General features: G+C 35.6%; 15 protein-coding genes. 6 read left to right on the plus strand and 9 right to left on the minus strand.

Going from position 1 to position 15,327, the window contains the following annotated elements:
• The first annotated feature begins 181 nt into the window (after positions 1-181).
• Both QM538_05315 and QM538_05320 read left to right on the plus strand, forming a co-directional pair.
• Positions 182-952, plus strand: coding sequence for an ABC transporter permease (locus tag QM538_05315; protein ID MDI9347904.1), 771 nt, complete (start codon positions 182-184; stop codon positions 950-952).
• The gene (locus QM538_05320) at positions 952-1,704 is read left to right on the plus strand and encodes an ABC transporter permease (GenBank protein ID MDI9347905.1); all 753 of its coding nucleotides are present in this window, start codon (positions 952-954) and stop codon (positions 1,702-1,704) included. The genes QM538_05315 and QM538_05320 overlap by 1 nt, the downstream gene beginning before the upstream one ends.
• Here the strand turns inward: QM538_05320 and QM538_05325 are convergent.
• From QM538_05325 to pyrF, 5 genes are all read right to left on the minus strand, one after another.
• On the minus strand, positions 1,701-2,693 hold the full coding sequence (locus QM538_05325; protein MDI9347906.1) for a hypothetical protein: 993 nt from the start codon (positions 2,691-2,693) through the stop codon (positions 1,701-1,703). The genes QM538_05320 and QM538_05325 overlap by 4 nt on opposite strands.
• Before the next feature lie 71 nt (positions 2,694-2,764).
• The gene (locus tag QM538_05330; GenBank protein ID MDI9347907.1) at positions 2,765-3,994 is read right to left on the minus strand and encodes an HTH domain-containing protein; all 1,230 of its coding nucleotides are present in this window, start codon (positions 3,992-3,994) and stop codon (positions 2,765-2,767) included.
• 45 nt (positions 3,995-4,039) lie between these two features.
• Complete coding sequence (locus QM538_05335; GenBank protein ID MDI9347908.1) at positions 4,040-5,056, minus strand: hypothetical protein; 1,017 nt, start codon at positions 5,054-5,056, stop codon at positions 4,040-4,042.
• Between the two features lie 32 nt (positions 5,057-5,088).
• Positions 5,089-6,102, minus strand: a complete 1,014-nt coding sequence (locus QM538_05340) for a hypothetical protein (protein ID MDI9347909.1) — start codon at positions 6,100-6,102, stop codon at positions 5,089-5,091.
• Positions 6,103-6,112: 10 nt separating this feature from the next.
• Positions 6,113-6,778, minus strand: coding sequence for an orotidine-5'-phosphate decarboxylase (pyrF, locus tag QM538_05345; protein ID MDI9347910.1), 666 nt, complete (start codon positions 6,776-6,778; stop codon positions 6,113-6,115).
• A gap of 22 nt (positions 6,779-6,800) precedes the next feature.
• Between pyrF and rsmG the strand changes: the two genes are divergently transcribed.
• The 3 genes from rsmG to QM538_05360 are packed head-to-tail and all read left to right on the plus strand — an operon-like array spanning position 6,801 to position 9,107.
• Entirely contained in the window at positions 6,801-7,385 is a 585-nt protein-coding gene (gene rsmG / locus QM538_05350) for a 16S rRNA (guanine(527)-N(7))-methyltransferase RsmG (GenBank protein ID MDI9347911.1), read from the plus strand.
• Position 7,386: 1 nt separating this feature from the next.
• The gene (locus QM538_05355) at positions 7,387-8,184 is read left to right on the plus strand and encodes a ParA family protein (protein MDI9347912.1); all 798 of its coding nucleotides are present in this window, start codon (positions 7,387-7,389) and stop codon (positions 8,182-8,184) included.
• Positions 8,181-9,107, plus strand: a complete 927-nt coding sequence (locus tag QM538_05360; GenBank protein ID MDI9347913.1) for a ParB/RepB/Spo0J family partition protein — start codon at positions 8,181-8,183, stop codon at positions 9,105-9,107. Before QM538_05355 ends, QM538_05360 begins: the two co-directional genes overlap by 4 nt.
• Positions 9,108-9,471: 364 nt before the next feature.
• Here QM538_05360 and QM538_05365 read toward each other — a convergent pair whose 3' ends face one another.
• The 3 genes from QM538_05365 to QM538_05375 form a co-directional block, all read right to left on the minus strand.
• Complete coding sequence (locus tag QM538_05365; GenBank protein MDI9347914.1) at positions 9,472-10,491, minus strand: DNA methyltransferase; 1,020 nt, start codon at positions 10,489-10,491, stop codon at positions 9,472-9,474.
• Between the two features lie 11 nt (positions 10,492-10,502).
• On the minus strand, positions 10,503-11,483 hold the full coding sequence (locus tag QM538_05370; protein ID MDI9347915.1) for a DpnII family type II restriction endonuclease: 981 nt from the start codon (positions 11,481-11,483) through the stop codon (positions 10,503-10,505).
• A 344-nt stretch (positions 11,484-11,827) separates the two neighbouring features.
• Positions 11,828-12,052 carry a hypothetical protein gene (locus QM538_05375; GenBank protein MDI9347916.1) on the minus strand — a complete coding sequence of 75 codons (225 nt, stop codon included), beginning with the start codon at positions 12,050-12,052 and terminating at the stop codon, positions 11,828-11,830.
• Positions 12,053-12,273: 221 nt separating this feature from the next.
• Between QM538_05375 and gyrB the strand changes: the two genes are divergently transcribed.
• Entirely contained in the window at positions 12,274-14,688 is a 2,415-nt protein-coding gene (gyrB, locus tag QM538_05380; protein ID MDI9347917.1) for a DNA topoisomerase (ATP-hydrolyzing) subunit B, read from the plus strand.
• Positions 14,689-14,692: 4 nt separating this feature from the next.
• Here gyrB and QM538_05385 read toward each other — a convergent pair whose 3' ends face one another.
• A complete protein-coding gene (locus QM538_05385; GenBank protein ID MDI9347918.1) occupies positions 14,693-15,316 on the minus strand; it encodes a glutathione S-transferase C-terminal domain-containing protein in 624 nt (207 codons plus the stop codon).
• Between the last annotated feature and the right edge of the window lie 11 nt (positions 15,317-15,327).

Below are 15,327 nucleotides of genomic sequence, written 5' to 3' on the forward strand. Positions count from 1 at the left end.
TTATTTTACAATGTTAATATTTTGAAATTTATTAGATTACTACAGTGCTCTAGTAGTTATTGTTATACTTAATAATATAGGGATTTATTTTTATTTAATATGTATTTATTACAAGTTATAATGAGGTGTATAATGACTATATTATTTACAAACAGAATTAATGTTAGTTGTTTAAAAAGTCATGGTAATTGAAAATCACATTGGATGGTATGCGTTATATCGTAAAGAAATTATTCGCTTTCTCTCCGTCTATATTCAAACCTTTTTAACTCCAGTAATTAGTGCGTTTTTGTTTTTAGGAATTGCGCATTTAACTGTAGCAAAGTTAGCCTTGACGGTAAATAATTTCCCCTATACCCATTTTTTAGTGCCTGGATTATGCGCCATGGCGATGGCTATGTCTGCTTTTTCTAACCCTTCATTTTCATTATTATTATCAAAATTACAAAGAAACCTGCCAAGTATTATTATGGCACCTTTGTCTTCATTTGAATTTTACAGTGCGTATGTTTTAGCGGCGACAACGAGGGGAATGTTAACTGGCGCTGCAGTCTGGCTAAGTCTAAGCTTGGTTACCCAGTTCAATGCTAATAATTTTTTCTACTTTATTTTATTTTCATTTTTAGGTTCGTTATTATTTGCTCAGATTGGTTATATCGCCGGTATCGTGGCAAAACGATTTGAACATTTGTCTGCAATGATGACCTTTGTCATTACTCCCCTGACATTTTTATCTGGGGGATTTTATTTACAGGCCACCTTACCAGAGACTATTCGTCAATTGGCACATGGCAATCCAGTGTTTTACTTTATGGATGGGGTGCGTGGGAGTTTATTGGGCATCAATGAATCTAGCTTTATGATTTCATTTTTTGTTTTAGTGCTAATCAATATATCGTTAGGGTATGGCGCGATGCGGCTGACTAAAAGTGGATACAATTTAAAACAGTGATGCTTGGTATTTCGTTTATTACCTTAGTCAAGAAAGAATTAATTCGCGAATGGTCTTCAAAACATTTTAGTTTACTTCCTGAATTAGGTATGATTGTGGTTTTTGGTATTATCATAAAAACTGCTCCGATACCATCTGATCTCATCATTCAAAATTTTGATTTCATGACTTTTATTGGACTTGGGTTGGTCACAACCTCAGTGATAACCAATAGCTTTGCTTCAACTGCTTTTGGACTAGTCCATGCAAAAATGGAAAATTATATTGTAGATTTTATTATGCCCCCACTAGGGAAAGAAGTGGTGTATTTGGCTCTGATAATGACTGCTACGATTAGCGCTCTGCTATCTTCAATATGCATAGGCGGTGTGTTGTTTTTGTTTGGCATGAAACTTCCCGGGATATTGCCCATGCTTGAAGTAATTGCGATCTGCAGTATCCTAGCATTCAGTTTTGCATTGCTGGGAATCGTGGCAGCTTGCTATTCACAAGATTGGGATTCAATTAGTGCAAAATTTAGTTTAATGCTGCTACCCTTAATCTACTGTTCAGGTGTTTTTTATGAGTTGCAAAGCATAGATCCGAATTTTCAATGGATACTGTTATACAACCCAGTGTACTATCTTTTTTGTTTGATTAGAGAGATTGCGAGTGGACAAACAATCTCTGGAATCGGCCTGTTCTCACTAGCAGGATTGGTAGGAATAAGTTTACTGGTATCTTTTGTGTTTTTGCGTAAAAGAATATTTTAATTTTTTACTTTAAAAAAAGCCGCTCTCTGACCTTGGTGTTTTTGTAGGTGGTACGCAATCTTTGAAAATCCTGTTAACCTTGGTTCAATCTTTTCATATTTTAGAGTTACCACTTCCGATACATATAATTTTGAAGCACCACTTAAAGCAAAAAGATCTGTCAGCATTTCAACATTGCGATGATAGTTTATTACTTTTAGGGTCTTAATTCCATGGAGTTTAGTGTTATCTAAACTTGCATAAGAGCCAGTAGTAAGCACAGTATGTTCCTTGAAATATTTTCGAGCATCGTTAATTGCATTCAGATTATCCGAACAAATCAGAATTATTGGTTTACTAATTTGTGGTTTAATTTTTTTATAAAATTCTTTATAATCAGTTTTATAGTCAGTAGATCGTATGTGAATTGCCTCATACTCATTGCCTGAGACTATATGCTTGATTCTATGATAAATAATATTACTTATTTCTGGTAGCACATTAAAGTAAGAAAACATACCGAGTGTAGTAATATCTTCAGCACAAAAGCCATCTGAATGATGGTAGATAAGAAGCTCAGAATTATTATCTTGATTCAGATCAAATCGAATGGGCAAAAGTGAATCAGCCTCTAAATAAGTTTTTGACGATTCATCATATACAGTGTTATAGTTAAATTTATCAAACCCTATTTTATTTTTTAGAGATGGTTGTAAAGAATGATATGTTGCTAAGATTGGTAGTAACTCCTTTGGGAACTTAGTCAATACTGCAGTAGGTAATGGGTGCTGTAATTCAAAATAGTAACTGAAACTATCTTTAAATCCCGATAACTCAGTATCAATGATCAGCGTTCTATGGTATGTTTTAGCATACTGCAAACAAGTGTGAATCAAAAAAAGTATATCAGCAAACCCACCAATTGGCCTGCAAAGTAAAACGCTAGGATTTTTATGGTTCCAATGAAGTAAACATGGCGCTTGGGTTTTTCTTCGCCAGAAGGAAATCATAATTGTAAAATTACAATACTTAATTACATAATACCACCGATATATAATCCTAATGAGTGAACACAGCGCTATCATAAAAGATAACAATATTGCATTGGTAGTTGGATAATTTTATCTAAAGGATGGATTTTGAGTTCGGATTTCTCGGTTACAAAAAATCCAATTTGTGCATTTCTTTTTTTAATTCTCGCCGCCAAGGCGCTTATCGTGTCTGTAGAACTACAACTAAATAATATTGTTTCATTATTTTTTTTCTTAATCAATATGCCATGGAGACCTTCAGAATACATGCTAGTCTCTTGCGAGATAGTGGTATGTAACATTGCTCCAAGCGCATCAAGGGGAACATATTGTTGATACAGTTCTTGTGAAATATGAGCGCTTTTAGCAATGATTGCCCGAAGTCCAGGCAAACTAAATAGTTGCAAATAAGGCTTTTTAGAAGAGCTACTTAATGGCTCTCGATCAATAGATACAGGTGGTAATGAATTACAAATGCCAGAATTAGAGAGCGCTTGAAGTAATTCTCTGATTGTAGCTCTATTACATTGCAATTGACTGGCTAATTCGTAGCCACTCAGTGCTGGGGACTTGGCAAGTATTGCAACGAGTTTTGGAATAATCAAAACCGAAGCGTGTTCTACTGATACCAGTGGCGGGATAATTTGAAATATTGCTTTTTCAAATGAACTGATTCCTTGCGGTACATATTGAAAGTAGTTCGCAATGCTTTGGTTATGTAAACCTGCCCACTGGGAGCGAATATTTGGTTTTAGTAATTGTAATTTGGTTAAAACCTCACGAGGATTATTTGATTCTATTAACGCATTGTAGATTTGCAATCTCAATCGATCAGGAATCTTTTTACCTCTCACTATTTGTACATAATCTGAAAATGTAAGTGCTGGTACTGACACACTAACAGTCTCAATATCGTATAAAGGTTTTTTCATTGTTGCGTTCGTACCAATAACTCCCATAATTCCAATTCCTTCTTTGCGATTGTTAAGCACTGTTACAAGAGATTGTTCTAAGGTAGAAATCTCTATGGGATTCCCATAGCAGACGCCACAATCTATAATATTGCTCTTTGGTGCTAGGTTTTGAAAAAGAGAATTAATTTTATTTTGTTGGTAGAGCAGAATTTCTTGTACCGGAATATGAACTTTGCGTAGCGTTCCCGAATTCAACTCCTCTAATATAGCTACGACTGTATCTCTAATCAAGTCGTAATGCTCAATGAGTAGTGGGTTGATCTGTATTTTAATTAATAAGCATGAAGGATTTTTTGCTCCGTACAATTGCTTTTTTATTTTATTAAAATGCATTAGGGAAATGGGTCGATCTTATATTCCAAAAAAATTCTTTCGCTCATGTTGATTATGATGGAGATAAAACGCAGCATTAGAAAATCCAGAATACTGTGGCGTGAATCCTTTAGTTTTAGTTATAGGTATACGATGGTATTTTGACGCCCCGCTTAACGCACATAAATCTACCAATAAATCAATATTTAACTTAAATCTTTCCTGCTTAGAAATTTTACTATATCTCGCCCATCTATCATGTAAGGGGGCATTATCTTCGCTTGAAAATGAATTAGTCGATAAAACTATCTGGCCAGTAAAATACTGCATACCATATTCAATCACTTCCTGTCGATCCGAACAAATTAAGAGATATGTGGAGGTTATTTCAGGTTTTATTTTCTCAAAAAATGTTTTATAATCTGAAAAGTAATCAGTGCATCTCACATGAATTGATTCATACATTTTCCCATTGAAGTGTTCTAATCTAGAAATTATTTGGTTGCTAATTGTTGGTTTTACTCTAAACCATGTAAAAACTCCTAAAGATTTTATTTCTTGTAGATCTTGAAACCCAACGGAATTCTGATAAATCAATAGTTGCGAATCGTAGGGTTTGGTCAAATCAAAGAAGGTTGGTTGCTTTGAATCGGGATTTATATAACCAAGTATAAGACCTGAATTATCAAAACCAAAATTATAGTTCATTTTTTGTTCTGTAGTCTTATGTAATAAAAATGGTTGCGTTGAAGGTAGTGCAAATATTTTTTGCTTCAACGCTTCAGTTAACTCAAGCTCAACACGAATTGGTAAATTTTTTTGTAGGACAAAATATTTTGCAAAGGCGTCATGTAGACCAGAATATGATGTGTCAATCACTAACATTCTGTTATTAGTTATTGCATATTGTAAACAGCGATGTATGCTTGCCATCGTATCAGTAAACCCCCCCATACTACGACAGAAAACAACTCGCACTTCTCGAAAAGCAAAATAATAATATTTTTCTTTTATAAAAAACAATAAAGGTGTAAATATAATCTTTAGAATAATCACAACAGTGCTACCTAATTATTTTTACCAAACTATTAATCATTATTAACAAAGATTTTATTTCTGATTGTCTGGTGTTTTTGTAAATGCATTGCTAAGATAGTAAATCCTGAATATTTAACAGTTTGGGCTTTACTAGGCAGTAATATGGCTGGGTGAAATCGCACAGATCCACTAAGTCCATATAAATCAGTTAATAGGTCAATATTTAAATTGTATCGCTTCGATTGAGATAATGTGTAATAGCTACTTTCCTCAGCATGAAGTGGGGTACCGTCAAGACTCGCGAATGAATTGGTAAATAGTAATTCAATAGAATGTAAATTATTTTTTGCGTATTCTATAACCTCTTGATTATCAGAACATAGTAATAATGTTTTTGTTTTTAACTTACTTTGGAGCTTCTGGAGGAAAACTTGATAGTCAATACTATAATCGGTACATCTAATATGCGTTGCGTCATATTTTAGAGCGCTAAATGAATTTGTGCGCTGTACAATTTTCTGGGAGACTTCAGGTCTCAATTTCAGATACGGTAGTACCTTTATAGCATTATGCGCGCCTCCTCCAAAATAATGGTAGATTAGAAAATCTGAATTGTAATCCCTAGTCAAATCAAATGAAGTTGGCTCTCCTGAAAGGGGCTCAATACAATTTTTAGTATGAGCATTAATTTCTGTTTGATACTGTAACATTTCTATTCCATTTCTATTTTTTTGAAACGGCTGAGTGGTGCTCATCGCAATGATCTGCTCAGTAAGCACAGGAGTCAACTCCAGCCCCAGCAAACCAGGTATAGGCTTTTGCAATGTGAAATAATTAGCCAACGAGTCATGCAGGCCTGACAATGTCGTGTCAATTATTAATAATCGATTATACTTCTTTGCGTATTGAATACACTTATACATTACACCAAGGGAGTCAGTAAGACCGCCCGTAGGTCGACATAATAGTAATCGGGATTTACCAACTATCTTGCGCTTCGTAATGATAATGACTTCAATGGCTCTTATGAAAACATTTCTAGCCACAAAGTAAAGTATTGCCATGAAATGCGGGTTAAATAAACTTTTCTATTTCTTTTAATCTATTGCTTGCATGCACAATTGGTCTGCCCACGACAATATAATCAATCATCATTTGTCTAGCTTGCTGGGGGGTGATAGTAGCCAGATGGTCATTGTTTTCTTGAGTTTCTAATCGTATCCCAGGTGAAATTATTTTAACTGAGGCTAAAGATTTAACCGTTTGCTGTAATTGTAAAAATAATCGCAGATAATCGCCAGAAACGATGAGCCCCTGAGCGCCCGCATCCAGAGCTTCATACCAACTTTGAGCCACTAATGATTCATCCATTTCTTCTATGGATCGACTGCTAGAGAGGCTGCGTAAATAAAACACCTCTAGATCAGGTCTTTCTTGTCTAGCAACTGATACGCTGGTTGGATCGCCTTGAATACTTATCATTGAGACTCCTTTTGGGATTGCTTGAACTGCCGAAGCAATTGTCCTAGGAATATCTCCTAATTTAAGGTCTAAAAATATTTTTTTATTACTTTCCAGTATTTTATTGACACAGCCCATACCTTCTCTAAAGAATAGCTGGTATCCAATTTTATAAAAATTACAAGAGTTTCCGAGTTCTAAAATGATTTGTCTGGCCTCTTCCCAAGTGTCAACATCCAGGGCAACAATTAATTGGGTAGTCTTTGTACTATTCTTCATGCAACTAATTATAATATATATAATGAAAATAGTTCTTAAGGAGCCCATACTCAGATCCTACCAACAATTGGTGTCTGAGTGGAATGAAAAAATAAACCTCGTGAGCAGGAACAGTATGGTAGATTTCTGGGAGAAGCATATCGTAGAGTCATTATTGTACACTGATCATATTCAAGGAAATGCAGTGCTAGACTTAGGAAGTGGAGCTGGGTTGCCAGGTATTCCATTAGCTATTCAATTGAGCGAGGTGCATTTTTATCTTATTGAAAGTAGAGAAAAGCGGGCTTGGTTTTTAAGAGAGACGGTGCAAGCATTACAATTAACAAATGTCACCGTACTCAACAGCACTGTAACTCCAACTTCTGAGAAAATAATTCCCAATGGATTTACTACTGTAGTGGCTCGTGCATTTGGTGAGCTAAGACAGTTGTATCACCTTTTAAAAGACCAACTTTCTGAAAATGGCAAAATAGTTACAGTTAAAGGCGAAGGGGTTGATGGAGAAATCAAACGATTAAACTCAAAATATAAACATGTCAATTTAGAAACCACTCCGCACCCAAACTCATCAACAAGATTTTTTATTAGTCTAAGCAATTCAAAATAATGTGATTATTTCAATCGCCAATCAAAAGGGTGGGGTAGGTAAAACTACTACATCAGTAAACCTAGCATCCAGTCTTGCTAGCCTTGGTCAAAAAGTTCTATTGATAGATCTAGACCCTCAAGCCAACGCAACGATATCTTGCGTATCAGGCATTGAAGAAACCCAAGACCTGTCTACTCTACCAGGATCGTATCAAATTCTCCATGGCCATTTAAGTGCCGCTCAAGCCACAATACGACTTCCTGCTTTTGGTTTTGACTTAATCCCATCTCAAGCGATGTTAACTGCAGCTGAAATTGACCTGCTCTCGATTGATTCGCGCGAACACCGTCTTAAAAAATCACTGCAGGAAATCAAAGATACCTACGCTTACATACTAATTGACTGTCCACCTGCAATAAATTTATTAACCTTAAATGCGCTGATCGCATCCACAAGCGTTCTCATACCGATGCAGTGTGAATTTTTTTCACTGGAGGGTATTGCCAGACTTGTGGATACCATAACTACTTTACGAGAATCGTTAAACCCGCAATTAACTATTGAAGGAGTGCTAAGAACTATGTACGATGCCAGAATGACACTAGCCATTGAAGTTGCTGAAAGATTAAAACAAGAATTTGGCACAAAAGTATTTGATACATTAATCCCAAGAAATGTGAGATTGGCAGAAGCCCCAAGTCACGGAAAACCTTGTATGTATTATGATAAAGGATCTAGGGGAACTTTAGCATATTTAGCACTTGCCTCAGAAATATTGAACATTGCCAATCAAACAAAACAAGGAGCGCTCGCTTGAACAAACAAAGAGGTTTAGGTAAAGGAAGTTTAGGTAAAGGTACTGGAGATCGACTTGCCCGAACAGGTGGCATGACTGCATTTATCAAAAGTATAGAAAAGCGAGATACTCGCTATGGGGATTCTGAATTATTAAAAATAGATATCTCGTCAATAGAACCAAATCCATATCAACCGAGAAAACAATTTCCAGCAGATACAATCAAGGCGCTTTCAGAATCAATCTTAGCAAAGGGCATTCTTCAACCAATCATTGTCAGAAAAAACAACAAAGATGGCTTCCAAATCGTCGCAGGGGAAAGAAGGTGGAGGGCTGCCGCTCTGGCAGGCATAAACACCATTCCTGCTATTGTGCGCCAGGTAAGCGATCGTGACTCTGCAATGTATGCGGTTATAGAAAATATTCAACGAGAAGAGCTTAATCCAATTGAAGAGGCGTTTGCACTTAATAGCCTTATCAAAGAACATGGCGCGACTCACGAAGATATCGCATCAATGATTGGAAGAAGCAGATCTGCAGTAACGAACAGTCTTAGACTACTCACCCTCACCAAAGAAGTAAAAACATTTCTATCTGAAAAACTACTTGATCAAGGCCATGCCCGCACATTAGTCCCTCTTAATGAAAAGCAACAACTTCAAGTTGCCTCAGAGATAATAAAACACAAACTAAGCGTTCGCCAAGCTGAGAAGTTAGCACAAGGCCTTCTCAAACAAACAGAAGCCAAAACTAAACCAACAACAAAAAATTTCATACTCTCTTCCGACAGTAGCAAATTAGAAAACGCCATCAGCAATGAACTTCAAGCCAAAGTCAGCATCTCTCACAACAAAAACTTTAAGGGCACTATTTCTTTTCACTTCAACAACAACGATTCATTTATACATATACTGCATAAACTAGGGCTAAAGCGATTTTTGTAATCTAAACTTTAAATACCTAGATTATCAAGTGGCTTTTTATACTGTTCAAATAAATCAATAATTTCGCCTAATTCACTAATGTATTGTCTCCGATCTTTCAATAGTTTGATTGTAACTTTGTCGTTTAGGTAATCTTCCAATGTTAGCTCACTGACCTTCCCCCATCAAGCGGGTGTGTAGTAAACGAGGTCGGGAAATTCCTTACGATTTCCTTCATAAAATGTGAATTTTATAGAATTTGGTTAGAGAAAGCTTGAAACTGTTTCGAGAAAATACGAATAATTAAAAACACTTATCTGGACTCGTCAGAGCGATACAATTTGTCTGAGGGAAAGGGAGTCACCTGCCTCAGTTGGTTTCCTGCTCAAAAGAGGGATCTGGGGAGGAATGCGGGTGCATTTTTTAATCTTTTCTTTTTTGTTTCCGAATTTAGTGCCACTTGAAAACTGTCCCGCCACATTACTTCTTTGTTCTTCCTTGCTTCTCGTTTTAACTTAATCTTTGTAAAATCAATATCTTTCGGATTTTCAGGAATTTCAAAGTGTTTTGATAATGAATCCCAATCTTTATCTCTCAAGGTTCTTATTTCATCGAGATAGAAACTAACCCAAACCTTATCAATTTTAGAATCAGCTTTCACTTTTTCCAAATTAGCTTCGCTAATCTGAGTGTATTTTTTGTCTAAATCAAAACCAATATAATTTCTACCTAGTTTTTTTGCAGCTATTGCTGTTGTGCCAGTTCCGCTGAATGGGTCCAAAACAATATCGCCTTCATCGGTAGTCATTAAAATTAGTCTTTCAAGTAAATGAACCGGAAGCTGGCAAGGGTGTGCGTCTCTATACTTGTTATGTTTAATTCTGTGAATATCAAACCAAACATCTGAAACCAAAGGACCAAACGGATGAAGTCCTGCCTTTTTCCCACCATAATCCTTTTTTAAATATGCGGACTTCCTCTCTCTTTCGTGAGGCATTCTGATTTCGTTAATCTTTGTTTGCTTGGGCTCTTTTACATAGAACAAAATTCCATAATGACCTGGTTGCAAGCTTTTTCCCATTGGTGAAGTAGGGGCATTCCAAGCAATCCAGTGTTTAAAATTCGCGTGCTCGTTTAATAACTTCACATAAAAAGTTAGCCATTTTGGTATATTGTGAACAAAAATTGATCCGGTGGGTTTTGTAACCCTTACCATCTCACTAATCCACTTATCGCACCAATCAATATATTCTTTAAACTCTAGACTATCTTTATACCCGTTATATTTTTTCTTTAGATTGAATGGCGGGTCAGCAAATGTCATGTCCACAGAGTTACCCGGAATATCTTTTAATAATTTTAGACAATCACCCTGTATTATTTTATTTAAGTATTTATTTGACATTCGGCCTATAATTAAAGAAATATTTTAATAAGTAATTTTTCGAATCTTCTCAATTCATCTTTATGAAAAGTAAAAACATCATCATAAGCTGATACCATTCTTTTTAGATCTCCTTTTCTAACATACCAGCCGACACCATCAACGAAGCCAATAAATCTAGCTTTTGGATAGTGCGACTTAATAAGTTTTTCTATGGATATTTCCGTTTTTGATTTGTCCCCTTGTCCGGAACTTGTTGTTGCTAGAAACGAACTTTCTACGATAATTAGCGGTTTTCTCTGGTTGGGGACAATAAAATCCATTGTTCTTTTATTATCTGGTGCACTATTTTTTAACTTGCTTAAATCGCCTTTCTCGAATGGAATGTCAAGGTTAATAAGTATTTTCTCTATTAATAATTCTGGGTTGTTTTCTCTCATACCAGAGTAACTTCCTTTTTCCTTATATCTAATTAAGGTATCAATCATTTCAGGCAATTCAAATTTTAATTTTGAAATGCTTAATTTTTTCAATTCAAACAAAGGAACTGTTTTTGTTAGAAATGGAATGCTTGAACCTTCAAAAAAAATATTGATTATTCCTTTTCTAAAATATTTATTTTCTTTTATAAGTTTCGTAATCTTTTCATCTGACCATTCTGTTAAATTATCAATATCATCATTTTGAAACCATTTATCTTTGTAAACTAATTTACTCAATTCTGGATCATTAACAACACGAATAATAGTTGTCAATCTTTTTAATGTTTCATTTGAAAAACCTGTGAGTGCGAGTAACGCCCTCAACCCATTTTCTTTATCAATTAACAAAGCTTCAAAATATTTCTTTTTTAATCCTTTTGTATCAATTTCGTTTTTCAACATCAATAATATTTCTTTTAATGAGTTTAGATAGCCTTCATATTTTTGTTCATAATCTTGATTAAAAAAATAAAAAGTATTCTTATTAATTACGGTTTTAAATTTTAAATTAGTTGTGGGTTTATTTGCCATATTTATTAAATTAAATCATCAATTTGAACATCTAATTATTTCTTTCATAATTCTATAGCATTATAGTATATAGAAGACCTTACTCTTAAAACAGTGTCAAATCTTCGCTGATGTTTCTAACAAAATACAAAACGCCATCAAAAACGAACCTCAAGCCACAGTCAGCATTTCTCACAACAAAAACTTTAAAGGCACTATTTCATTTCACTTCAATAACAACGATTCATTTATACATATAATTCATATACTAGGGTTAATGCGATTATTTAATTTTATATTATACCTTTGCCTGGATTATGGATCAATAATTGAGTACTTTTGATTAATTATTCTGATTGGTATATTTATGGATCAATGCAAAATAAAAATATATTGGGATTAATCCAAACTACAAAGTAGTTGGCTTTATACTTCTCGTTCTTAAAATAATCTTGGACAAATGTTGATTTACCTATTCCAAATCTGCCCGAGAACAGTATTCTTTTGCGATCTTTAATATACTCATCAAACTCACTTAGTAGCTCATCTTGTGGCACCCAGAGATAGTTTCGGGGACTAGCTTCATGCATAAAATTAATTTTATAACAAAATACTCTGTTGGTTTTGATTTTCTCTTTGATTATTCTGATTTACGCAATATCAGAAGACGCATTTGGTCTATTCTTGAAAGTTATGGGCGAGTGTGGTATAATAGGGGCGCATCTGACGCTTAACCTCCTGAGTTTCAGATGCGCAAGTTCAACATTCTTATTATAGCCTAATTATTAGAGCTAAAGCACAAAAAAAGACCATGGATAACCCAAGTCAAAAACAAAAATACGACTCATCTAAGATCAAAGTCCTTAAGGGACTTGAGGCTGTCAAATTAAGGCCTGGCATGTATATCGGTGATGTAGAAGATGGCACTGGCCTACATCATATGGTTTATGAAGTAGTAGATAACTGCATGGATGAGGCATTTGCGGGGCACTGTGACACCATTGAAGTAACCATTCATAAAGGCAATTCGGTGACGGTTAAGGATAATGGCAGAGGCATTCCAGTTGACATAATGAAAGAAGAGGGCCGATCTGCGGCTGAGGTTATTATGACTGTGCTACACTCTGGCGGTAAGTTTGATAATGATTCCTATGAAGTATCTGGTGGATTACATGGGGTAGGGGTATCGGTAGTTAACGCACTCAGCAAAAAATTACAGCTGACTATTAACAGGGACGGTAAATGTTGGGAGCAAGAATATGTTGATAGTGTTCCTGTAGCCGCCATCCGTGCTAGTGGAGCTAGTAGCATTACCGGAACACAAATTTCTTTTACGCCTTCCGATCAGTATTTTAAAAATATTAACTTTAGCTTTGATACGCTATCTGCACGATTTAGAGATTTAACCTATCTAAACTCTAATATCACTATCGTTCTAAATGATGAACGCTCAAACAAAAAAGTAGCCTACCATGCTGAAGGTGGGTTAAGGGAGTTTGTTGCATTATTAAACAAAAAACGAACGGTAGTACATGACAAGCCAGTTCATCTGCTTCGTAAAAAGGATAAAAAAACCGTTGAGCTAGCAATCCAGTGGCATGAAGGAGAGGGCGAGGAAATGCTTTGCTTCACCAACAATATTCCACAACGAGATGGAGGTTCCCACCTTGCCGGCTTCCGAGCTGGAATCACAAGATGTGTAAATCAATTTATTGAAAGAGAGAATCTCAAAAAAGAAAAATTAGAAGTTACTGGTGAAGATATGCGTGAAGGTCTGACCTGTGTACTTTCGGTAAAGATGCCCAATCCAAGTTTTTCCTCACAAACAAAAGATAAATTAGTGTCATTAGATATTAAAGGGTTTGTTGAGTCTGTTATCGTAGAACAATTTAATGACTACTTGGTTGAACATCAAGACGACGCTAAACTGATCATAAAGAAAATTATCTCTAACGCTCAAGCTCGAGAAGAGATTAGAAAATTTAAAGAATCAACTAAACGCAAGAACGCATTAGATATTGCTGGATTGCCGGGTAAGCTTGCGGACTGTCAGGAAAAAAACCCCGCACTCTCTGAGTTATTTTTAGTTGAGGGAGATTCTGCAGGCGGTAGCGCAAAACAGGGGAGAGATAGAAAAACCCAAGCGGTACTTCCCCTAAAAGGAAAAATATTAAATGTCGAAAGAAGTCAATTTAATAAAATGATTAAATCGTCAGAAATTGGAGTGCTGATTACTGCACTAGGCACTGGCATTGGTGAACAAAACAAAAATAATAAAGATAATTTTAATTTAGAAAAATTACGCTACCATAAAGTCATTATCATGACCGATGCTGATGTTGATGGCTCTCACATTAGAACTTTGTTATTAACTTTTTTCTATAGACATATGCCAAAATTAATTGAACATGGGCATATCTTTATTGCCCAACCCCCATTATATAAAATTAAGAAAGGCAAGCATGAACGATACTTACTCGATGAGCACGAGGAAAAGAATTATCTAGCTGAGCTCGCCAGTGAAACTAATACATTGTGTCTGGAAGGAAAAGAGGTTTCCGCACAAGCATTTCAAACTTTACTAAAGGCATATCTAGAATTGCAAGACGCGATGAACGCTCTTGCCAGAACATACCCACTTGATTTGCTGAAAAGAATTTCAGAACTTCCTGCCTACGAAACTAGAAAAGAGTTTGTGGCATTATTTGAAAAACACTGCGCATCATTTAAAACTGCAGGTCAATCCTACACTATTTCGGGACAAGACGATGGTGTAACGGTCACCATAGCACAACATCAGAGCGTCAAAACCATCAGCTTAGATAATGATTTCTTCAAAAGTAGATTTATACAGTTAACTAAAAAACTCCAGGACGCTCTAGCTCCATTCACCGACAAGAAGCTCAGTGTCGCTAACAAAAACAAAGATGAGGAAGTTTCAAAAGAGCAAACTCCATGTAATAATTTTTATTCTCTAGCTAGCTATGTAATGGAACTTACCCTTAAAGGAATGCACAAACAACGCTACAAAGGACTCGGTGAAATGAACCCTGAACAATTAGCTGAAACGACTATGCAACAAGATAGCAGAAGGCTACAAAAGGTTGCTATTCAAGACGCGAAATTAGCTGAAACAATTTTTACTACACTTATGGGTGAAGATGTAGAAATCCGCCGAAAATTTATTGAAGAAAACGCTTTGTCAGTTAAGAATTTAGATATTTAATTCTCTATGTCAGTAAGTTGGCCTCAGTGAGACTAACCACAGAAGGTCTTTTCGCAATTTGCTCGCTAAATGACGCGCAATGCTTGAAGGGAGTAAAGTCAACATTTGCATAGGACGCCCAACCTAAAAGCACATAAAAATAGATATCCGCAACGGTAAACTCGTCACCAAAAAGATACTGGTGTTTTGCTAGATGATCTTCAAATACCTGTATCTTAGGAAATAAATATTTTTCAAACACTGGCTTTGCCCGTTTAGTTAAGTCTTCATCTTTGCCCACTCGAGGAATGATAAAAAAAGGAGAGAAGGATTTATGAATTTCGGTAGATAGTATATTTAAAAGTGCCATAAAACGATACCGCTCTATAGTTCCCAATTTTGGTATCAAGGACTGTTTCTGATCTGCAAGATACTGAATTATAACAGCAACTTCGGTCAGATAACTTTCATCATCAAGTTTTAGGATTGGGACATACCCACCAGGATTATGATCAATAATAGAAGTCCCGTCTTGGAATTTTCTTGTTTTATTGTCGTATCGCTGAACTTCGTAAGGCATTGCTAATTCTTGTAACACGATAAGTGGCACATTTGAGCAAGTGCCATTGCTGTGATACAATTTAATCATTTGAATTTTCT

The organism is Candidatus Methylacidiphilales bacterium (assembly GCA_030054035.1).
Taxonomy (GTDB): domain Bacteria; phylum Pseudomonadota; class Gammaproteobacteria; order JASGCS01; family JASGCS01; genus JASGCS01.

Excerpts from the sequence above, each read along its gene's own strand:
- QM538_05370 (MDI9347915.1), bottom strand. The coding sequence starts at position 11,483 with ATGGCAAATAAACCCACAACTAATTTAAAATTTAAAACCGTAATTAAT.
- rsmG (MDI9347911.1), top strand. The coding sequence starts at position 6,801 with ATGAAAATAGTTCTTAAGGAGCCCATACTCAGATCCTACCAACAATTG.
- QM538_05365 (MDI9347914.1), bottom strand. The coding sequence starts at position 10,491 with ATGTCAAATAAATACTTAAATAAAATAATACAGGGTGATTGTCTAAAA.
- QM538_05375 (MDI9347916.1), bottom strand. The coding sequence starts at position 12,052 with ATGCATGAAGCTAGTCCCCGAAACTATCTCTGGGTGCCACAAGATGAG.
- pyrF (MDI9347910.1), bottom strand. The coding sequence starts at position 6,778 with ATGAAGAATAGTACAAAGACTACCCAATTAATTGTTGCCCTGGATGTT.
- QM538_05315 (MDI9347904.1), top strand. The coding sequence starts at position 182 with ATGGTAATTGAAAATCACATTGGATGGTATGCGTTATATCGTAAAGAA.
- QM538_05340 (MDI9347909.1), bottom strand. The coding sequence starts at position 6,102 with ATGGCAATACTTTACTTTGTGGCTAGAAATGTTTTCATAAGAGCCATT.
- QM538_05385 (MDI9347918.1), bottom strand. The coding sequence starts at position 15,316 with ATGATTAAATTGTATCACAGCAATGGCACTTGCTCAAATGTGCCACTT.
- QM538_05320 (MDI9347905.1), top strand. The coding sequence starts at position 952 with ATGCTTGGTATTTCGTTTATTACCTTAGTCAAGAAAGAATTAATTCGC.
- QM538_05325 (MDI9347906.1), bottom strand. The coding sequence starts at position 2,693 with ATGATTTCCTTCTGGCGAAGAAAAACCCAAGCGCCATGTTTACTTCAT.
- gyrB (MDI9347917.1), top strand. The coding sequence starts at position 12,274 with ATGGATAACCCAAGTCAAAAACAAAAATACGACTCATCTAAGATCAAA.